The sequence below is a fragment of the Rhodanobacter umsongensis genome (genome assembly GCF_042654965.1).
In the GTDB taxonomy this organism is placed as follows: domain Bacteria; phylum Pseudomonadota; class Gammaproteobacteria; order Xanthomonadales; family Rhodanobacteraceae; genus Rhodanobacter; species Rhodanobacter umsongensis.
This window is the reverse complement of record NZ_JBHSMK010000009.1, coordinates 669,823-691,091: the sequence shown is the minus strand read 5'-3', so window position 1 is coordinate 691,091 and position 21,269 is coordinate 669,823. Positions and strand designations below refer to the sequence as shown.

The window sequence follows — 21,269 nt, the reverse complement described above, 5'->3', positions numbered from 1 at the left end:
GGTCATTGCGGCGGGTTCTGCTCCGGCTCTGCGCATCATTCCCACCCGAAGGAGACTGAAAACTTGGCCATCGAATACCATCTCCTGGGCGCCAACAAGAAGGTCAACGAGATCGTCATGCTCGGCAGTCACGACGCCGCCATCACCTCGGGCGGTATCCGGGCGCGTACCCAGAACAAGTCGATCTACCATCAGGCCAAATGCGGCGTACGGATTTTCGATGTCCGTATTTCGGGGCAGCGGACAGGTCATGGCGGCGCCAAGCTTTCGGCGTTCCACGGCAAGAACACGCCCGAGATGAAATCGAAAACCGTCGGTGGCGTCACCCGGAATATCGAGGTCACCCGCATGGTTCTCGGCGATTGGGGCATGGATCTGGACGACATCCTCGACGGCGCCAAGCGTTTCGTGGACAAGTACCAGACCGAATTCCTGATACTCAAGTTCGACAAGTCAGCCAATTACGAGCTGATCCTGGAGGCTTGCCAGAACAAACTGGGCAACCGTATCTACAAGAAGACCGGCAACCTCGCCAACCACACGCTCAGCGACATGGCCGGCAAGGTGGTATGCGCCTTCATGCCGGACGGGTTCGCTGCGTTGAGCCATGCGGGCGCCACCATCGCTGACGGAGCGGCGCAGATCGTCAGCCTGTATCCCCATGGCACCATGCCGGACACCATCAACGGGCTGGTCTACTACGGCAAGGGCGGCACCTCGATCGCCCAACCGTCCAAGTACGCGCTGAACGCACCGGTCAAGGGCAAGTTCCTCGAGAACATCGACAAGCAGCGCAGGATTCTTGGCGATGCGAACACCGCGCACTACTCGCGCAACGTGCTGCGCATGATGTACTGGACCCAGACCGGCATGGTGCGAAGCATCAAGGGGCGCGACAAGAAGGCGTGGACGACGGGCTCAAAACTGCGCCTGAAATCGTTATGGGCCGAAGGTGGTTACAACTACCTCAGCAACAGCGTGCCGGAAGCCTTTCCGATGGATTCTCACGCCACCAATTTTCAGATCTACCTGCCGAATTTCGTCATGGTCGATTTTGCGGACGAACACAAGGGTCAGACGATTTACGACCTGAATTTGCTGACCCGGGCGGAAATCATCCAGTTGAACGGCAGCATCGGTCAGCCGGGCAACACCGTCAGTTTCAACGTCTAGTCGATGGCCGAGGGGCGGGGTTGCGCGCACTTTGCGCTATCCGGCAGAGCCTGAATACACAACCAATCCAGGGGCAACTCATGCCATCCAAACCACTAAGCATGGGCGAGTTCAAGGCCATGGGCGAGCTGGCACGCGCACGCCAGCAACTGGTCGTCAACATGTTCGGCGGCACCAAGTTGAAGTTCGGCACCAGCAGCCAGCTGTCAGCGGCCAAGCAGGTGTTGTCCACGGGCAAGAAGATCGTCTCGTCGGGCAACAAGCTGGCAAAAGGCGGCAAGGCCGCCAGTACGGTGGCAAGCGTGCCGGGCATGAAGGAGGCGGTGCAGGATTTCATCGTCCAGTGTGCCGACGTCGACAACATCCACGAGGTCATCGCGGCCATCACCGGCGAGGTGCTGGCGAACCTGGTGCATGAGATCACCCCGATTCTCGGGGTGGTGACCAGCGGTGTGAAGTTGGTCAAGGCCGGCAAGGCCGTGGCCGAGGATGGCTATCACCTGTACAAGAGCGACGACTACAAGGCCGGTTTTCGGCTGGGCGACCCCAGTGCGGCGGCCGAGGCGATCCAGATCATCATCAAGCGCGATCTCGCCAAACACTCGGTGCAGCTGGGGCAGCAGACGCTTGCCACCGGCGCCAAGATCGGTGGGCTTTTCGCGGATTTCGGCACCGCCACCACGGCCGGTATCGGTATCGCCAATTCACTGGCCAGCCTGGGCCTGCAGCTCTACGGGTTGGGCCTGGACATCAAGGACATGCGCGCCGGCAACAAGCGGCTGGCGGCGCCCAGCACGCTGAACCTCACGGTGTTCAACGAGTGCCCGATCCTTGGCTGCTACCTGCTGACGTGCGCCGATACGTCGGCGGTGGCCAACATGTTCATCGCCGACATCGGTTTGCCGGGCTGGATGGACAAGGTCGAACTGATGAAGAGGAAACAGATGGACCCCATGCTGAAGATCGCCACCAAGAACATCAGCAGTTCGCGGCTGCAATTGGAAGGGCTGGGCAGCGACAAGGGAACGCACACCAAGAAGGGCTTCTTCGCGGGAATCAAGAGCAAGGCGATGAAGCAGATCGGGCTGAGCTGAGGTGATCCGGTCGACAACAGGGTGGCGTCGCCTGGCGCTTTGCATGGCGAGTGCGCCGGGTCTGGTGGCAGCTGCGTTCGGCATGCCACAGTCCAACGCCGGTGGTCACGCGATCCATGACGGTGCCTGCACGCGCCGTGGCAAGCCGGGCTTGCCCCGCCGGTGCTGCCATGGGCGCGGGCAGTGTCGAAGGAGATTTCACGTGATGAAGGGCAAGGGGGCCGTACCGGTCTGCAATGAAGATGAAGCGGCACCGCGCCCGGGCAGTTTTGCACCGCGAAGCCTTGCCCGCGGCATGGTGGTTGCCGCAGTCTTGTTACTCGGCTTTTCTGGAGGGTGTGCCATGGGAGCGTCATCGCGGCTGGTTCTTTTCTCGGAGGTTCACGGCACCGTGCTCAAGGACGGCGTGCCGGTGGCCGGTGCCGAGATCCGGCAGGAGGCGGTATGGTCTGACAACAAGGATGAGATTCCCGCGCGGGTAGCCACAAGCGACGGGAACGGCAGGTTCTCGTTCCCTGCCTTGGAGCACGCCGCGGGAGCACTGCGGGTGGTTCCGCACCAGCCGGTGATCCTGCAGAAGCTGTTCATTCGCTACAACGGCGTCGATTACCCCGCATGGCGTCACACGAAGAACAGCTACGAGGAAAATTCGGAGCTGGACGGCAGGCGCATGGATCTGGTTTGCGAGTTGTCGCGCGAGCCCGATTTCGAAGGAACGCATTACGGAATATGCCGGGCTTCCTGAATCCGGAGCCTGCTCACCACGACGGAGGGGAACGACGATGTCAGTGGAACTTTCACCCGGCGAATCGGCCGAGATCGCCAACAGCGCATACGCGTTGCGCCTGTCGACCGACATGCTCGATGTGGCGACCGCCGCACCCAAGGCTCGCGATGCTTTCGACCTGCGCGGCGGCGTGCGCCTGACCGGCGTGACCGGCCTCGGTGCACCCGCGCTGCAGCAACGGACGGGTTTCGGCTACGTCGCCTTCGGCAAGGGCCCGCGCCAAGGCGAATGCCTGATTTCGGTGCGCGGCACGTTCAAGACCAGCGCCTGCGACTGGATCACGAATGCCCGCATGGCGGGAGTTCGCGGGCCGAGCGGCTTCTCGGTGCATGCCGGCTTCTGGGCTGCTGCCCAGTCGCTGCTGCCGCAGGTAAGAAGCGAGCTGCGCGGCCGCCACGATGTTTCCACCATCCACATTGTCGGCCACAGTCTCGGTGGGGCGATCGCCACGCTGATGGCGGACAGCCTCGGCGACACCGGCTGCGGTCTGAAGCTCTACACGTTCGGTGCGCCGCGATCCGGCGTGGAGCTGCACGCCGAATACCTCACCGGCAAGCTCGGCGCCGGCAACATCCACCGCGCATGGCACGACACCGATCCGGTACCGATGGTGCCGATCTTCCCGTACAGCCATGTGCCGTGCCGGTCGCTCGCCCATGCCATGAAGGGACCAGGCAAGCGGGTCAACGTGGATGCCCACCTGATGCCCGAATACATTCGTTCGGTGGGGGAATCCTCGTGGGCGTCGCTGCCGGTGCTGCAGCCGAAACTTGGCAGCCTGGAGAGCGCCGAGGCGTGGCTGGCCGAGGCGGCGGACAACGGTGGCATCAGTATCATGCTGTCGGCCACCGCGCTGCGGCTTATCCTGTCCGCGCTGGACTGGATCCTGAAGCAACTGGGTAACGCGGCGGGGCTAACGCTGCTAGGCGGCGCCACCATCATCGACAGTCTCGCCCGGCTGCTCTACAGCGGCGCGCTGCAGTCGATCCGCCTGGCGGGCATGGTCAGGAACCTGATGCTCGCTGCGATGCGGTTCATGGGGCGCGTTGTGGGCGCCGGCGTGAACATCACGGTAGGCTTCGTGCAGTACGTACTGGGCCTGTTGTTCAGATTCATCGCCACGGTGGCGCTGCGTGCCGTGGAGACGTTTACGGGTTAGCAGCCAGGACGGGTGACGTGCCCGGCCGCAGATCATCGAAGGTATGGCGGCCCGCGTCGCCGATCGACCCATCATCACTGGAGACCCATATGCCCCCAGCAGCGCGAATCACCGATATGCATGTCTGTCCGATGGTGACGGGCGTGGTGCCGCACGTGGGCGGCCCGATCCTGCCGCCCGGCGCGGTGACGGTACTGGTCGGCGGTCTGCCCGCTGCGCGGGTCGGCGACATGGCCACTTGCGTGGGGCCGCCCGATGTCATCGCGATGGGCTCGTTCAAGGTGCTCATCAACAAGATGCCCGCCGCACGCATGGGCGATGTGACGGCGCATGGCGGAAGCATCGTGCTGGGTTGTCCCACGGTGCTGATCAGCTGAAGGCGGCGTGCAACCGGTATGGACGCCAGCGACATGGAGGATGGCAATGAGGGCAGCTGGAAGGCCGATCGTGAATAGCCTGCGCGTGCCGGGATGAGGAGGGTGCCCGTCAGCCGTGCCCGGCACAAGCGCCATGCGGCGGGTGTCGATCACGGTGTGGTCGCCATGCTGCGCCAGGCGGTCGAGCTGCATCGGACAGGGCAGCTCGATGCAGCGGAAGCGTTCTACCGCAGGGCGCTGCAAACGCAGGCCGGGCAGCCCGATGCACTGCATTTTCTCGGCGTGCTGTGCCATCAGCGAGGGCGCAGCGATGAAGGGATACGGCTGATCCGGATGGCCTTGCGGGCCACCCCCTTGCATGCCGATGCGCACAACAATCTCGGCAACATCCACAAGGAAACCGGCGAACTCGCCGAGGCCGAGGCCTGCTATCGCCAGGCGTTGGCATGCCATGGGCAGCATCATGACGCGCTGAGTAATCTTGCGCTGGTGCTGGAGACCCAGGAGCGCTTCGAGGAGGCATTGCAAGCCTATGTCAAGCTGCTTGAGGAGGCGCCGCAGCTCAGCCTCGCGCATTACCTGATGGGCATGTACCTGCGCAGGCACGTGAACGAAATCGGAGATCTGGAGCAGGCTGTGGCCTGTTTCAGGGACGCGATCCGCTGCGACGCCAGCAATGTGCGCGCCCTCGATGCGCTGGGTGTGACGCTGTACATGCTGGGCCGGCAGGATGAGGCGGTGGGTGCCTATCGCGACTGGCTCGTCCGTGAGCCGGAGAACCCCGTGCCAAGGCACATGCTCGCTGCGTGCGGCGGCGAAGTTGCGCCGCCGCGGGCGGACGACGCCTATGTGCGCGAGGTGTTCGATCGGTTCGCCGAAAGCTTCGACGAGCAGTTGCTGAAAAACCTGGATTATCGTGCGCCGCAGGTCCTGGTCGGCGCGCTGATCGGCGTGCTCGGAGTGGCCGAAGGCGCGCTTGATGTGCTCGATGCCGGTTGCGGTACCGGCCTGTGCGGTCCGTTGATCAGGCCGCATGCGCGCCGGCTGGACGGCGTGGACCTGTCCGGCGGCATGCTCGACAAAGCCCGTCTGCGCGGCGGCTACGACGAACTGGCAGTGGCCGAACTGACGGCGTATCTGCAGGATCACCCGGAGGCCTGGGACGTCGTGTTGTCCGCCGACACGCTGGTCTACTTCGGCGATCTGGCCGAGGTGCTTGCAGCGACATCTGCGGCGCTGCGGGCTGGCGGCCGGGTGGCCTTCACGCTCGAGGCGATGGAGGGCGACCAGGACCGTCCCGTACTGGCGTCCAGCGGTCGCTATCGGCATGCGCGCGGCTATGTCGAACGCGTGCTGGATGCGGCAGGTTTCGTGGAGGTAAGCATTGCCCCATCGGCGTTGCGCAAGGAGGTAGGGCAGCCGGTGAATGGTTGGGTCGTGCTGGCCCGCAAGCGCGGGCACGGATTCGGATAGCGGGGGCGCGCGAGTTCACCGTGTTCCGCCGGCCCCGCGCATGGGCGACTCCGCGGTCAAGGCGGCGGATCGTCCAGGGTTGCCCGACGGTGTGAATCGGCTGAAGGCAGGCGTTCACCACGTCGCTTTCGGCCCGGTTCTATTGCTGCATCAGCTGGTCGGTGCGCTCGCGCATGCTTTTGGCCAGGCACCCGGCATCGCCGCCGCAGGCGTTCCTGGTCGTGAGCCAATGAGTCTGTTCCCGACGCACGTCGGCCGATTCTTCGCCAGCCAGCGAAAGAGCGCGCCGATAGGCCGCGGCAACGCTGCGGTCGTAGCCAGCCAACGCCGCCGATGTACAGATCGCCTGCTCGGCGGCGCTTTGGGCCTTGGCGCAGGCGAACGACGGCTTGATCGGGCTCGCTGCATTTCGGCGCTCAAGCACCAGTACAAAACCCGAATTATCGTAGTTCGTCAGCAGATGGTCGGGTGCCACGGGCACGATCCATGAGGCGTTCCATTCGGACGCTCCGTTGCTGCAGCCGATCTGTTCCGGAAGAACGGCGGCATCTGCCATAGCCAGCTCGAAATCGGACAGGGTGGGGTGCGTGGGCGTCCCCTCTTGCGGCGGCCGTGCAAACCGTTGGCTGATGAATTCCTGCAAGCCCGCTTTCGGTAGCGCAGTGACTGACGGGTTCTGGCAATCGCGCGTATTGTTATCGATGCTGATTGCCGAGGCGCTGATCGATACCGACCTGCCAAGCAGGCGCGGATCCTCCGGGAAGTACAGCCAGTGCGGCTGGTCCCGGTGGTCCACCGCGACATGAACCACCTCCCACGTGCCCGTCAGGGCAGCAAGCGGAGTCGTCGCCTGAGCGCTCCTCGCGCCGCAGCCGGCAAGCAACCAGACCACAGGCCAGGACAAAGCCCGAACACAAGAGCGCGGCATGGTCGGAATCATCGGGTTTCTCCGGCGGCAGCAGGTGCGCCGGACAGGCGCAGGCGCATGCCTGATCGATGGCTAGGGAGCATGGGTGTCCGGGGTATCAGCCGAGGCCTGCGCTTTGGCCTGGATCAGGATGGTTTCGAAATTGCCCGCCATCCTGGCAATGATCGCGGCCTTGTCATGGCCGTTGACCATCTGCCGCGCGCCGACATAGTCGGTATGCGCGCCATGGAAGTATCTGGCCAAGGTGTGGCCGTTGGCGAAACCCTTGCCGGTCAGCATCCCGTAGGCCATCAGCTTGTAGGCAGTCTCGGGTTGCAGCACCCGCTCGGGATTCAGCAGCAAGTCCAGGCCCATGTCCAGATTTGCGCCGGCGGAGGCGTAGTTGGACCACCATGTCAGTTGCACATAACCACGGCCGTAATAGCGCTGTTCGGTGCCGTCATCATCGGCATAGGCTTTCGCCGCCTTCGTGCCGGGCTTCGCGCCCATGCTGGCGCCCTTGTTGATGGCCACTTGCGAGCCCTTTGCGGTGACCGTGAACTGGTCGCCATCCTGTTCCGTGACACGCGCCTGGCCATCGGGCAGCGCTTTGACTTTGACCGCCAGGAAATAATTGCGGTTTGCTCCCCGCCCCACCTCGGGAACCGGCGACATGGTGATCACCCATCGCGTCGTGGACCGCACCAGCGGTTTGCCACTCTTGTCTCTTTGCGGCTTGCCGTGCTTGTCCAGCACGGCCTTGGGTTCGCTTTTCGGATGTGTGGTTTCCAGGCATGCGGTGGCGAGCATATAGGCCATCCAGCGGATGTCCTTGATGCGGCCATCGTTTTCCATGAACCCCACAAGCAGCTCCAGGTGCGGGATCGCCTCGATGTCGAAATGCGGATCCTTGCCGAAGTGCGTGATGAATCCATTGCGCAGTTTGATCCGGTCGAAGGTGCCGTTCCACGCATAGATCGCCATGGCGGCAAGGTCGGCCTTGGCCGAGGCCGCGGCGTCCGGCGCGCGGGCTGCCGGCTTTTGCTTCGCGGCCGCTACCGGCGCGTGGCCGCGGTGGGCCTTGCGCGCAGCCGGAACGTGGCCGGCTACCGGCTGCTGGGCGGTGGCACGCGTGTGGCCAGGATGGGTGGTCTGAAAATGGGCCATGGGGGTTCCGGTTCCCGATTGAGCCTGGTTGCGCAGTCTACCCGCATCGCGGCGGTGGTCGCCCGCCGTTGCCCCTCGCTGGCTGCGGGACTGGAAATGTCGTTCTGACGCGCCACCTCCCGCACGCCGCCCCGTTATGGTAAATAATGCCGTTCGCAAGACGCCGTGGCGGGCATTCGGGGGAGGGGATCTAGCAATGACCCAGCTAATGACATTGACGTCGGATCTCGGCGATAAACTGCTGCCCGCAAGCCTTTCCGGCAGCGAGCAACTCGGGCAGTTGTTCTCCTATCGCCTCAAGCTGCTGAGCAAGGACGGGGCGGTCAACCTGCTCGATCTGCTGGGCAGTTCGATGACCGTGAAGCTGGAAACCGACGGCTACACGCGTCATTTCAACGGCATGGTCGCCGAGGCCGCCCAGACTGGCTACGAGAGCTTCCAGGACGAGCGCTACGCCGAATATTCCGTGAGCCTGGTGCCCAAGCCCTGGCTGCTGCAGCACAAGTCCGATTGCCGCATCTACACCAACCAGTCGGTGCCGGATATCGTCAAGGCGGTGCTGGCCGAGATCGGTTACAGCGACGTCAAACTGAGCCTCAGCGGCAGTTATCCGGCGCGCGAATACTGCGTGCAATACCGCGAGGACTACTTCAACTTCATCAGCCGGCTGATGGAGCAGGAGGGCATCTATTATTTCTTCCAGCATGCCGCAGGCGTGCACACGATGGTGCTGGCCGACGCGCTGGGCGCCCACGCCAGCACCGACGGGTTTGCCGAGCTGCCGTACCGGCCGCAGGCGGCCGACCGCTCCGGCGCACAAGAGGCCGCCATCCACGAGTTCGCGGCGTCGCGCTCGGTACACACGCTCAAGTATTCGCTGACCGACTACGATCCGCTCAAGCCCAGGACCTCGTTGCAGGGGGTGGAAACGATCAGCAATGCCGATGAGAACCATGCCGTGGACGGGCTGGAATCATTCGACTACCCGGGCGACCACGACACCGCGGAGAACGGCAAGCACTACGCGCAGGTTCGCCTGGAGGCGCTCAACGTGGCGCAATCGCAATGCGCCGGATCCACCACCGCCTTCGGGTTGCTGACCGGGGCATTGTTCAAGTTGAAGGAGTTCCCGCGAGCGGAACTGAACAAGGAATACCTGGTTACCGCATCCACCGTGCATATCGACAACGCTGGCGTGATCTCCGGCGCGCAGGACGGCGATCTGTTCACTTGCAGCTTCTCGGCGATCCAGAGCCGGCAGTCGTTCCGCACCATGCCGACCGCGCTCAAGCCGATGGTCGCCGGCCTGCAGACCGCCGTGGTCGCCGGCAGCGACACGGCCGAAGACATTTCGGTGGACAAGTACGGACGTATCCAGGTGACGTTCCACTGGAACAAGCCGGACAAGAAGAACGCGCACATCTCCTGCCCGGTTCGGGTGGCCTCGTCGTGGGCCGGCAAGAACTGGGGCGCCGTGCATATCCCGCGCGTCGGGCAGGAAGTGGTGGTGAGCTTCCTGGAAGGCGATCCCGATCGCCCGCTGGTGATCGGCAGCGTCTACAACGCCGACAACATGCCGCCCTACACGCTGCCGGACAACAAGACGCAGAGCGGCATCAAGAGCCGCAGCCACGAAGGCGGCGCCGCCGCGGACTTCAACGAGATCCGCTTCGAGGACAAGAAGGGTAGCGAAGAGCTTTTCCTGCACGCGCAGAAGGACATGCGCGAGGAAGTCGAGAACGACCACTTCGTGCAGATCGACCACGACGAAACGGTCACCATCAAGAACGACCAGACCGAAGAGATCAAGCACGATCGCAAGCTCAAGGTGGGCAACGACGACACCCTGGACGTCACCCAGAACGGCACCACCACGATCGGCCAGAAGTTCAAGCTCAGCGCCGGTACCGAGATCGAACTGGTTACCGGGGCCTCCAGCATCGTCATGAAAAGCGATGGAACGATCGAGATCAAGGGCGTCAACATCAAGGTCACCGGCAGCATGGGCGTGAAAGTCGATGGCCAGGTGGAAGTCGGCATCAAGGCGGGCGCCACCATGGACATCGGTGCGGGAGCGTCCCTGAAGATGCATTCGGACGCGATACTGGAAGTCGCCGGCGGCGCCATGACGACGGTGAAGGGCCCCATGCTGATGCTGAAAGGCGAGGCGATGACGCAGGTGTCCGGCGGCATCATCATGATCGGGTAAGCGGGAGAACACACAGATGTCCGCAGTACTGCAAGCATCCATGCAGATGGAATTGTCCGAGCCGGCCAGCGCGATGCTCAAGGCCGACATGACACCGCAGACGGCGGTGCAGGCCCTGGTGGGTGCCGGCCAGGTGCAGGACGCACTGAAACTGCTGGCGCGGCTGCTTCCGAAGCGCTACGCGGTGGCCTGGCTGTGCCAGTGTGCACGCGATCAGCTGGTGAGCCCCGAGGACAAGGCCGGTGCTTCGCTGGCGGAGAAGTGGGTACGCGAGCCCAATGAAAGCAACCGGCGGGCGGCCTTCGAATTTGCCAACGCCGGCGGCTACAAATCGACCGGCGCGTGGCTGGCCGCCGCCGCCGGATGGTCGGGTGGCAGCCTGGCGCCGGCATCGCAAGCAACACCGGTGCCGCCGGCGGATCATCTGACCGCCTGTGCCGTGGTGGCCGGAATCAACATGCTGGCCGCGCTGGTGGCCGACAGGTTCGAGGCCCGCCGTGCCGGCTACATCGAGCCGGCAATGAACCTGCTCAACGGCGGTGCTGCTGCGGGCGCCGCCTGAGCCCACGCATAGCGCTTAAGCAAGCTTGCCCGATGTGCGGATGGGCGATACGATTGTGAACGGTCGTTTCGTCGTGCGCCGGGCTGGTCGAGAAGCGTCGAAGGGACCCGCGGCTCCCGAGCAGCAGAGTTCTCCGGGGGGCATCGGTATACCGGCGAAAGGCGCACTGTCGGGGACCGCCTGTTCAATCTGCAGCAGCCGCAAACAGGCCGTCCGCGGAGCGTGGTCCGGAGTGGCAGGGCGAGTCGGCATGCTGACGCGTTGCATGAGCAAGGGCGATCCATCCATCGCCGTCCAGGTTGGCTGACAGTTGCAGGGGAAATACGAGCGTGTCGATGTCGCAGAGCCTGATCCTCGCAGTTGCCGGCCGCCAGGCTGCCCAGTTCGGCAGTCGCAGCCGCAAGACGTTCGAGGCCGTGGGCGGCAGCATCGGCCGCTCCGAGGATTGCGACTGGGTGCTGAGTGCGTCCGGTGTTTCCCGCGTCCACGCCATGATCCGCTATCTCAACGGCATGTACTTCATCGAGGATCGCAGCACCAACGGCATGCTGCTGAACGATGCGCCGCTGATCAAGGGTGACCCTTCCGCATTGAAGGATGGTGACCGGCTGCTGATCGACACCTTCGAAGTCGAAGTTCACCTGCAGGCAGCCGTCGCCGAGTTGGCCATGACCGACCTGTTGGCGCCGGCGCCCGCAACGATCGCGCCCGCCGTCGCAGCCATCGATCCCCTGGAATTCGACCTGCTCGCTCCGGCGCCGTCGGTCGCGGCCCATTCGACTTCAGCCGCCGCCGTTCCGCTGGACGCCGGTCTGATTCCCGGCGCGCTCGAAGTGCACGCTGGCGGAGATCTTGATCCGTTGAGCTTTCTCGGCTCGGCCAACACCTCCTCCGGACTCCTGTCGGGTGCCACCACCGGCAATGCGAGTTCGAGCTGGAACCATTCGGCCAGTACCGAAGATTATTTCCGCCCGCCGATGACCACCGATCAGCGGCAAGCCAATGCCCTGCCGGAGAACTGGGATCTGACGATGGGCGATTTTTCGTCACCGCCCGCAGCATCCCGCCCACCGCCTGCCGCACCCGCACCCGCACCCGTCGCGCGCGCGCCGGCCGCGCCGGCGATGGCGACGACGAACGGCTCGGCGGCGTTACCTGCGGATGTCGACCAGATCTTCCGTGTCGTTGTCGACGGCGTGATGGAGGTCCTGCGCGCCCGTGCCGAAATCAAGAACACCTTCCGGCTGCCGGTCACCATCATCCAGCGCTCGGAGAACAATCCGCTGAAGTTCGCGCCGAATCCGGACGAGGCGCTGCAGAAGATCATGGCCCCGTCCAACGGCGCCTTCATGTCCGGCACGGCAGCGTTCGAGGATGCCTTCGATGATATCCGCTGCCATCAGATGGCAATGCTCGCCGGTGTTCGCGCAGCGTTCGAGTCGCTGCTGGTGCATTTCAATCCGGACAGGTTCGAGCAGGAGGCGGACGGCTCATCGAAGCGTTCGGCGTTCGCCGGCAAGGGCAAGTACTGGGACAAGTACCGCGAGAACTTCGACGGGCTGTCGCGCGACCCTGATGAATGCTTTCGCCGGCTGTTCGGCGACGAGTTCGCGCGCGCCTACGAAGAACAGTTGTCACGCCTGAAATCGGCGTGGAGAATGCAGAAGGCGGCACGTCCCTAGAGCACGAACGGGGCGGGGGAAGAATTCAGGGGACGCGGGGGCAAGCGGCATGCCGCCGCCGCGGGAATGCCCGGCAGCGCAGCCGGGGGCATCTCACAGGGGCAGGCGCGACGCATGACGGATAACAACAAGGTCGTCTGGAGCGAAGGTTTGTTCCTTCGTCCCCAGCATCTGCAGCAGCAGGAACGCTACCTCGAACGCTTCGTGGAACTGCGCGCCGGCAGCCTGCGCCCCTATGCGTGGGGGTTTTCCGAACTGGAGCTGGAGACCGACCTGCTCGCCATCGGCAAGCTGGGCATCAAGCGTGCCCGCGGCATTTTTCCGGACGGCACGCCTTTTTCGATGCCTGGCGACGACCCCTTGCCGCTGGCGCTGGAGGTCGACGGAAACTGGCGCGACCAGACCGTATTTCTGACCCTCCCACTGCGCTCGCCGGCGCAACCCGATAGTGGCCGACCCGACGCGCCCGCCGAAAAACTGTTCCGTTTCCGGGTACGCGAAACCGAGGTGCGCGATGCCTCCGGCAGTGTCGATGGGCTGACTCCGCTGGAGGTGGGCGGGCTCAACAGCCGGCTTCTGCCGCAGTCGCAACCGCTGGAAGGCCTGGCGCAGATTCCGCTGGCACGGATCGTGGAATGCCGTTCCGACCGGCGGGTGATCCTTGAGGATTCCTTCATGCCGACGGCGCTCAGTTGCCATGCTGCGCCACGGCTCACGACGTTTCTGACCGAGTTGCTCGGTTTGCTGCATCAGCGCGGCGAGGCGTTGGCCAGCCGTGTGGCGGTCACCGACCGCGGCGGTGCCGCCGAGATCGCCGACTTCCTGCTGTTGCAGGTGGTGAATCGCTATCAGCCGCTGATCGCACATCTGGCCGCGGCGCCGACACTGCATCCGGAAGATTTCTACCGCGTGCTGGCGGGCATGGCTGGCGAGTTGTCCACGTTCACCGCCAGCGGCAAACGCCCGCCGGCATTCCCGCCGTATCGGCACGAGGCGTTGTACGGAAGTTTCGAGCCGCTGATCGTTGCGTTGCGCAACAGCCTCAGTGCGGTCATGGAACAGACCGCCATTCCGATCCCCCTGCAGCAACGCAAGTTCGGCGTATGGGTGGCCGTCGTGCCGGACCTGAGCCTGCTCGACACGGCCGGCTTCGTGCTGGCGGCCAAGGCGGACCTCAAGTCCGAGGACCTGCGGCGGCAGCTGCCTGCACAATCGAAGATCGGTCCGGTCGAGAAGATCCGCGATCTGGTGAACCTGCAGTTGCCGGGCATCCCGGTGTCACCGATGCCGGTGGCGCCTCGGCAGATTCCGTACAACTCCGGCTACCTGTATTTCGAGTTCGACAAGAATTCGCCGATGTGGCGGGACCTGAAGACGTCCGGCGGCATCGCCTTCCACTTCGGTGGCGAGTTCGCCGGTCTCGACCTGCAACTGTGGGCGATCAGAGGTTGAGCGCATGAGCATCAACGGTCCCAATGACGACGATCCCCTGCGGGACGCCACGGTAGTGCGTCCGCGCGGTGCGCCGCCGCCAGCCCCCGCTCCGGCACCTGCAGCGAGGCCGGCGACGGCGCCGGCACGGGCCCCCGTCTCGCGCGCCGACATGGTGCCGCCGGCAGCCATCAGTGATTTTCTGGGCGGCGGATTGAACGCATTGGTGCAGGCGGCAAGCCCGCTGTTGCTGCTCGCCGTACAGCTGCGCAACAGCGTATCCCAGCCCGATGCGGCACACCTGCGCGATCAGGTGATTGCCCAGGTGCGTCAGTTCGAAAGCCATGCTCAGGCTGCCGGCATTGCCACGCAGACCATAACGGCGGCGCGCTACGTGCTGTGTTCCACGCTGGACGAATCGGTGATGAACACCCCATGGGGCCAGCAAAGCGGCTGGGCGGCCAAAACGCTGCTGGTGATCTTCCATGGCGAATCCTACGGTGGCGAGAAATTCTTCGTCATCCTCGATCGGCTGTGCGCGGACTTCTCGCGGCATATCGATCTGATCGAACTGATGTACATCTGCCTCGCATTGGGTTTTGGCGGACGCTACCAGATCGAGGCCGATGGCCGCGCCAAGCTGGCCGACATCCAGGAAGACCTGTATCGGCGGTTGAAAGGGCAGCGCGCTCCGGCAGCGGAGGAACTGGCGCCGCACTGGAAGGGCATCGAGGATCGGCGCAACCCGCTGGTTCGCCACGTGCCATTGTGGGTGATCGTGGCTGCCGGGGCGTGCCTGTTGCTGGGAGCCTTCCTGTACTTCTACACGCGGTTGAACGAGCTGTCTTCGCCGGTGAGCGCGCAGGTCGCGCAGATCGGGCTGAAGAGTGTGGTGCCGCCGGACGAGGCACGGCTCAGGCAGACGCAACCCCAGGTGGCGCGCAAGAGCCTGAAACAGTTGCTGGCGCCTGAAGAGCAGGCTGGCGCGCTGACGGTTGACGAGAAGCCGGACGGCTCCGCATTGGTCCGACTGAATGCCGCGGTCATGTTCGCCTCGGGCGGTACCGAGGTCGCCGCGAAGCAGATCCCGATGCTGCACGCGATCACCGCGGCGCTGAACCAGGTGCCGGGGCGCGTGATCGTGGTTGGCCATACCGACGATCAGCCCGTGCACTCGCTGAAGTTCAAGGACAACTACGCACTTTCGGCAGAACGTGCGCGTTCGGTGCTGCAGATCCTGGGTCAGGGCATCGACAACGCGGGACGGCTGGAGTCCAGCGGCGCGGGCTCATCGCAACCGATCGCGACGCCGGCCAACCTTCCGGAAAATCGCGCGCGCAACCGCCGTGTCGAAATCCTTTACAGCCCGGAGGACTGACCATCGTGGGCAAGCTTCTTGCGCTGTTCAAATCCCGCCTGTTCATCACCCTCGTCGGCCTGTTGCTGCTGTCGTTGCTGATCTGGTTTGGCGGTCCTTATCTCGGCTTCGGCGAATCGCAGCCGCTGGCGAGCCCGGTGGTGCGGTTGTTGCTGATCATCGCGATCGTGGTGGTCTGGGCGGTGTGGCTGCAGATCGCGCAGATGCGGGTGCGAGGCAAGGCCAACCAGATGGCCAGCGACCTGAGCGACCAGGGCGCACCGGCCGGCAGCGGTGAGCGCGATGAGCGCTCCGCCAACGAGCGCGCCCAGTTGCAGGGCCGCTTCCAGGAAGCCGTGGACACGTTGCGCAAGAATCGCAGCGGCGGCACCAATCTCTACGCGCTGCCGTGGTACGTGGTGATCGGACCGCCCGGCTCCGGCAAGAGCACCTTGCTGCAGAACTCCGGCCTCAATTTCCCGCTGTCGAACAAGTTCGGCAAGGAAGCGATTCGCGGCGTCGGCGGCACTCGCAACTGCGATTGGTGGTTCACCGACGAGGCCGTGTTCCTGGATACCGCCGGCCGCTACACCACACAGGATTCCGACCGCGGCGCGGACGCTTCCGCATGGACGGAATTTCTCACCTTGCTGCGCAGGTACCGCAAGCGCCGTCCAATCAACGGCGTGATCGTGGCGATGAGCCTGTCGGATCTGCTGACGCTCGATGCCAACGGTCGACAGCAGCACATCATGGCGATCCGTCAACGCCTGGACGAACTCGCCAAGCATCTGCGCATCGGCGTGCCGGCCTACCTGGTGTTCACCAAATGCGACCTTGTAGCGGGCTTTACCGAATTCTTCGACGACCTCAACCCGCAGTTGCGCAGCCAGGTGTGGGGCATGTCGTTTCCGGTCGACAAGACCATGGACGGCACCGCCGCGAAGCAGTTTCTCGATGAGTTCAACCTGCTGCTGGACCGGCTCAATACGCGCATCCTCGACCGTCTGCATGGCGAGCGCGACCGCAGCCGGCGCGCGGCGATCCTGTCGTTCCCGCAGCAACTGGGCGCCCTGCGCGAAATCACCCGGCAGTTTGTCGAAGGCGTGTTCACGGGCCACCAGTACGATGCGCCGCTGCTGCTGCGCGGTGCCTATTTCACTTCGGGCACGCAGGAAGGCACGCCGATCGACCGCATGATGGGTGCGGTGGCGCGCACGTTCGGCCTGGACGCTTCGCGGTTGCACGTGCCGGGTGCGCAGAGCCGCACTTTCTTCGTCGAGCGACTGCTCAAGGACGTACTGTTCAAGGAATCGGGTTTCGCCGGCACCAACCCGAAGCTGGAACGGCAGAAGACCCTGCTGCAGGCAGCGTCCTACGTCGGCGTGCTGCTGGTCTGCGCATTGCTCGTTTCCGGACTCGCCAGCAGCTATCGCCGAAACGGCGCCTATCTGGCGCAAGTGCAAGGGGCCTTGCAGAAGTATCCGGCGCGGAGCGACATGTCGCTGGCACCGAACCAGCAGGCGTACTTCGCGCTGGTGCTGGAACGGTTGGAGGCGCTGTCGGCCGCGGTGGATGTCGCCGAACAGCACAAGGCCGACGTGCCGCTGTCGATGCGCTTCGGGCTGTACCAGGGCAACGCCGTGGGCGGTGAAGTGCGTGACGCCTATTACCGCGAGCTCAACAGCATCCTGTTGCCGGGCGTGGCGTCGCAGTTCCGCGCCGGCCTCGCCGCGAATGCGGCCGATCCGCAGATGCTCTACTACTACCTGAAGGGCTACCTGATGCTGGGCGAGCCCAAGCATCTGGACCATGACCAGATCGTGGCCTTGGCCGGCATCGAATGGCGGCGGCTGTTTCCGAACGACCCAGTGTTGCAGAAGGCCCTGAGCAAGCACTTCGATGCGCTGGTAGGGCACGAGGGGCGCCTGCGTGCACTGAACCTCGATGCCGGGCTGGTGGAGCAGGCGCGCAATACCTTGCGGACCGCGGACCTGCCCACGCTGATCTACGGCAGCATCAAGCTCACCGCGGACAACGGCGGCTATGCGCCACTGCAGCTGGACAAGGAGCTCGGCTTGCTCGGCAACGTGTACCGACGCAAGAGCGGCGCGGCATTGTCCGATCCGCTGCCGGCGCTGTTCACCCAGCCGGCGTTCAAGGGCGAGGTCGACAAGGGGATCGAGCAGGCGGTGACGCAATTCGCCGACGACGACTGGGTATTCGGCGCGAGCAAGATCGACTCGCTGCAGAAGGCCCGGTTGGCGCAGCAGGTGCTTGCGCTCTACGAGCAGGATTACATCAAGGCCTGGGACGCCATCCTCGGCGATCTGGAATTGCAGCCGATCAACAACATCCAGGATGCCAGCGCCATCGCCGCCAAACTGGCCGGCCCCAATTCACCGATGAAGCTGTTGCTGAAGGTGGTCCGTGACAACACCCACGACCTGATGCGCGCGCCGCCTGCCGATGCCGCCGACAAGGCCGAGGACGTGGCAAAGAAGCTGGCGCAGAAGAAGGCCACCCAGACCGCGCTGGCGAGAGCGCTGGCGCAGGCCGGCGCGGGCGGTGGGGATGCCCCGGGAGCGGACGCGGCCAGCGCCAAGCCAGGCCAGGTGATCAGCGATCATTTCGAACAGATCAACAAGCTCAGCGAAGGCGCGCCCGGTGCCGCACCAGTCGACCAGACGCTGAAGGTGCTCGACGATCTCAGCAAGACCCTGCTGACGATGGGCGACTTCAGCTCCAGCGCAGGGCAGCCCAACCCGCAGTTGCTCATGGCACAGCAGGCAGCGGCGCAGTTGCCTGCGCCGGCTTCCGGCTGGTTCGCGGCACTCACCGGCAAGAGCCAGGCGTTGGTGGCCAGTGGCACCAAGGGTGCGCTCGACGACCAGTTCCAGCAGGTAGTCGCGAAGGATTGCGCGGACTACACGCGTGGTCGTTATCCGTTCTCGCCATCCAGCAACAACGACATTCCGTTGCAGAACTTCGGAGAGATGTTCGGCTACGGCGGCCGCTTCGACAGCTTTTACACGCAGACGGTCGGCAAGCTGATCGATGCGAGCGGTCGCAGCTGGCAATGGAAGACCGGCCCCGGTGCGGTCAGCGGTTCGGCCGGCATGCTGGCGCAGATGCAGGGCGCCGATCGCATCAAGCAGATGTTCTTCCGCAGCGGCAACCTGCCGGAGGTCGATTTCACCCTGCTCACCCCGGTGCTCGATGCCGGCATCGGCAAGCTGGTCATCAACGTCGATGGACAGAAGTACGAGTACCAAGCAGGTGGACCGACCAACGTCACCATGAAATGGCCGGGCCCGACGCCGGGCTCCGTCTCCATTTCCGCCTTCGATCCCGCCGGCGCGCTGCTGACGACGTTCGACTATCACGGTGACTGGGCGTTCTTCCGCGCGCTGCAGGCGGCCAGCCTGCAGAAGCAATCCGACCTGCGATTCGTCGCCAGCTTCAACTTTGGCGGCCACGTGGCGAAGGTGACGCTGCAGGCCAACAATCTCAAGAACCCATTCCTCAGCAACGCCTTGTCCAGCTTCCGGTGCGGGGGATAAGCGCGTGCCGAATCCCGCCGCCGGCTTTTTCGGGAAGCTGCCCAGTGCTGGGGATTTCGTGCAACGGCGCCTGCCGCCCGGCTTCGTCGACGCCTGGGATCGCCATTTCGAAAACGCAGTGGCGGAGAGCCGCAACGCACTGAATGCAGCCTGGCACGAGGCCTATCACGCCAGCCCGGCCTGGCGCTTCATGCTGTCGCCCGCTGTGTGCGGGGAATCGGCCTGGGCTGGGGTCATGGGGCCGGGCGTGGATCGGGTCGGCCGTTGTTTCCCGATGGTCATCGCCGCGCCGATCGCCGCTGATGCCGGGTTCTGCGCCCGCGCGCTGGTGGCAGGCGACAGCTGGTTCGAGCTGGCCGAGCAGGTGCACTTCGCCGCGCAAGCCGACGCTTCGGTCAGCGTGGATGTGTTCGACGAGCAGGTTGCCGCATTGGCCGGTCCGCTTGAGGCAAGGCAGCCAGACCCGCTGCAGTTTCTGCAAGGCATCGATTGGAACGCAGCCAGCCACTGGCGTCTGCCGCTGCCGGTGTGCACCGGCACGGGAGCGTTTCTCGGGGATCTATGGTCGCGCCTGGCGACCACGCCCGGCAGCTGGTGTCTGTGGTGGACGACGGGAACCGAGCGGGTGCCGGCAAGTGTATTGATCACCAACGGCCTGCCGCAGCCGGCGGCGTATGCCGGGTTTCTCGATGCCGGGTACAGCAGCTCGCCATGGCAGTCGATGGGGATGTTCGACAACGTGGCTCAGCATCCGGGAACTGTCGCCGACTTTGCCGCCAGGTCGATCGATGTGGCTCCGGCGACGCCGCCGCCAGCAACACCTGTTGCGTGGCTGCCGGACGATCTGGAGCTGTTCTCCGATCTGGGTGCGGTGCCGGCGTCCGCGGTTTCGCCAGTTCCTCTTTCCCATGCCGGCATCGACACGGCGGCGCCCGCTCCCGGGGGCGCTGGCGCTGCGGCATTGAGCCGGACCGATTGCGCGCTGACCCTGCTGGCTGCCGAGGTCGGCGCCCCGGATCCGCGACAGCGGGCGGCCGCCGCGGTCTTCGCGATTGGTCGGGATCTGGCCCCGGGCGACCTGACTGCCGGCATGCAGACCTTGCGCACGCGGATCATGGCGCTGAACCCGCCGCTTCGGCAGTCCAGCGAGGACCTGATCGATCCGGTGCTGGAGGATTGCGCGGTGATCGCCGTGCATGTTGCGGATGGCCAGGCCGATCTGCTGCGGATCGGCACGGCGGCTGCGTGGCATTGGAGGCGAGGGCGGCTGCAACCTTTCTTTGCCAGGAGCACGCCGTCGCCGATCGGCGATGCCGGAGCCGACGATGATTTCAATGATTTGCTGTTCAGCCGGGTTTCGCTGACCGCGCCCGGCCTTGGCGCGACGATGCAGCCGACCTGCAGCGAGGTCTTCTGTGCTGTCGAGGCAGGCGATCGCCTGCTGCTGATGGCAACCCAGCAATTGCTGCAACTGCCACCGGAAGTCCTCGCGTGCAGCCTTGCGATGCCGTCATGCGACGACGCGCGCCTGCACCTTGCCACCGCTGCAGGCCTTGGCGCGGATGCGACCCGGTGGCCGTTGGCGATCATCGAGATTGACGCATGACGACTCGATATGTTTCGGCGGGCCAGACGGTGACCGGGAAGGTCCGCAAGCACAACGAGGATGCGATCCTGATCCGCGACGAGGTCGGCCTGTGGGTGGTTGCCGATGGCCTGGGAGGTCATTCGGCCGGCGACTATGCCAGCACCATGATCGTCGAGCGGCTCGCCGCGTTGCCGCGTGCCGGCAGCGTCTTCGACTTCATCGAAACGATCGAGGACACCCTGGTCCAGATCAACGCCGATCTGCTGCAGACCGCGGCCACCCGCGGTGTCGACCTGATCGGTTCGACCGTGGTGGTGCTCGTGCATGACAAGGAGTTCATGCTGTGCGGCTGGGTCGGCGACAGTCGCGCCTATTGCTTCGAAGACAACCGCCTGCGCCAGATCACCCGCGATCACGTGCACGGTGGTGAAGACGACGTCACCCATTTCGGTGCCAATCCGGCGCCTCCGCAGGCTGGCTCCGGCGTGCTTACGCGCGCCGTCGGCGCCGAGGAGCAGTTGTTCGTGGACTGGGTCATTGCGGGCAATCGCCCGGGCACGGAGTTCGTGCTCTGTTCCGATGGCATCAACAAGGAAATGTCCGATGCGGAACTGGATGACGAATGCCGCCGCAACCAGCAACCGCAGGACCTCATTGTCAGCCTGTTCGAGCTTGCCATGAGCCGTGCCGGGCGGGACAACATTTCGGCAGTGGCCGTGCGCATCCAAGCATGAAAAATC

Annotated in this window: 16 protein-coding genes; 14 read left to right on the top strand and 2 right to left on the bottom strand. The window is 64.6% G+C overall.

All coding sequences use genetic code 11. The features are described 5' to 3' along the window. The first annotated feature begins 63 nt into the window (after positions 1-63). The 6 genes from ACFPME_RS15835 to ACFPME_RS15810 all read left to right on the top strand — a co-directional run bounded on the left by ACFPME_RS15835 (position 64) and on the right by ACFPME_RS15810 (position 6,063). A complete protein-coding gene (locus ACFPME_RS15835; protein WP_377306630.1) occupies positions 64-1,173 on the top strand; it encodes a phosphatidylinositol-specific phospholipase C domain-containing protein in 1,110 nt (369 codons plus the stop codon). 80 nt (positions 1,174-1,253) lie between these two features. Beyond that, positions 1,254-2,267: a hypothetical protein gene (locus ACFPME_RS15830; protein ID WP_377306629.1), complete on the top strand. Its 1,014-nt coding sequence runs from the start codon at positions 1,254-1,256 to the stop codon at positions 2,265-2,267. Between the two features lie 205 nt (positions 2,268-2,472). Continuing rightward, positions 2,473-3,012 carry a DUF6795 domain-containing protein gene (locus ACFPME_RS15825; protein ID WP_377306794.1) on the top strand — a complete coding sequence of 180 codons (540 nt, stop codon included), beginning with the start codon at positions 2,473-2,475 and terminating at the stop codon, positions 3,010-3,012. A 37-nt stretch (positions 3,013-3,049) separates the two neighbouring features. Then, positions 3,050-4,213, top strand: coding sequence for a lipase family protein (locus ACFPME_RS15820; protein WP_377306627.1), 1,164 nt, complete (start codon positions 3,050-3,052; stop codon positions 4,211-4,213). Between the two features lie 89 nt (positions 4,214-4,302). After that, the gene (locus ACFPME_RS15815) at positions 4,303-4,590 is read left to right on the top strand and encodes a PAAR domain-containing protein (RefSeq protein WP_377306625.1); all 288 of its coding nucleotides are present in this window, start codon (positions 4,303-4,305) and stop codon (positions 4,588-4,590) included. A 102-nt stretch (positions 4,591-4,692) separates the two neighbouring features. After that, positions 4,693-6,063, top strand: coding sequence for a tetratricopeptide repeat protein (locus tag ACFPME_RS15810; protein ID WP_417715025.1), 1,371 nt, complete (start codon positions 4,693-4,695; stop codon positions 6,061-6,063). Positions 6,064-6,202: 139 nt separating this feature from the next. On the opposite strand, the gene ACFPME_RS15805 is transcribed toward ACFPME_RS15810, so the two are convergent. Together ACFPME_RS15805 and ACFPME_RS15800 are read right to left on the bottom strand one after the other, a co-directional pair. After that, a complete protein-coding gene (locus ACFPME_RS15805) occupies positions 6,203-7,003 on the bottom strand; it encodes a lysozyme inhibitor LprI family protein (RefSeq protein WP_377306624.1) in 801 nt (266 codons plus the stop codon). A gap of 60 nt (positions 7,004-7,063) precedes the next feature. Next, on the bottom strand, positions 7,064-8,296 hold the full coding sequence (locus ACFPME_RS15800; RefSeq protein WP_377306622.1) for a hypothetical protein: 1,233 nt from the start codon (positions 8,294-8,296) through the stop codon (positions 7,064-7,066). A gap of 37 nt (positions 8,297-8,333) precedes the next feature. Between ACFPME_RS15800 and ACFPME_RS15795 the strand changes: the two genes are divergently transcribed. The 8 genes from ACFPME_RS15795 (at position 8,334) to ACFPME_RS15760 (ending at position 21,263) form a co-directional block, all read left to right on the top strand. After that, positions 8,334-10,346 (top strand): type VI secretion system Vgr family protein, encoded by a 2,013-nt coding sequence (locus tag ACFPME_RS15795; RefSeq protein ID WP_377306621.1) that lies wholly within the window; start codon positions 8,334-8,336, stop codon positions 10,344-10,346. A gap of 16 nt (positions 10,347-10,362) precedes the next feature. Then, positions 10,363-10,908 (top strand): DUF6931 family protein, encoded by a 546-nt coding sequence (locus ACFPME_RS15790; RefSeq protein ID WP_377306620.1) that lies wholly within the window; start codon positions 10,363-10,365, stop codon positions 10,906-10,908. A 335-nt stretch (positions 10,909-11,243) separates the two neighbouring features. Continuing rightward, entirely contained in the window at positions 11,244-12,590 is a 1,347-nt protein-coding gene (gene tagH, locus ACFPME_RS15785) for a type VI secretion system-associated FHA domain protein TagH (RefSeq protein ID WP_377306618.1), read from the top strand. A gap of 114 nt (positions 12,591-12,704) precedes the next feature. Then, positions 12,705-14,042, top strand: coding sequence for a type VI secretion system baseplate subunit TssK (gene tssK, locus ACFPME_RS15780; protein WP_377306617.1), 1,338 nt, complete (start codon positions 12,705-12,707; stop codon positions 14,040-14,042). 4 nt (positions 14,043-14,046) lie between these two features. After that, a complete protein-coding gene (gene icmH / locus ACFPME_RS15775) occupies positions 14,047-15,399 on the top strand; it encodes a type IVB secretion system protein IcmH/DotU (RefSeq protein WP_377306616.1) in 1,353 nt (450 codons plus the stop codon). Between the two features lie 5 nt (positions 15,400-15,404). After that, positions 15,405-18,941, top strand: a complete 3,537-nt coding sequence (tssM, locus tag ACFPME_RS15770) for a type VI secretion system membrane subunit TssM (protein WP_377306614.1) — start codon at positions 15,405-15,407, stop codon at positions 18,939-18,941. A 4-nt stretch (positions 18,942-18,945) separates the two neighbouring features. Continuing rightward, positions 18,946-20,547 (top strand): type VI secretion system-associated protein TagF, encoded by a 1,602-nt coding sequence (tagF, locus tag ACFPME_RS15765; RefSeq protein ID WP_377306612.1) that lies wholly within the window; start codon positions 18,946-18,948, stop codon positions 20,545-20,547. After that, positions 20,544-21,263, top strand: coding sequence for a PP2C family protein-serine/threonine phosphatase (locus tag ACFPME_RS15760; protein WP_377306611.1), 720 nt, complete (start codon positions 20,544-20,546; stop codon positions 21,261-21,263). Before tagF ends, ACFPME_RS15760 begins: the two co-directional genes overlap by 4 nt. Positions 21,264-21,269: the final 6 nt, after the last annotated feature.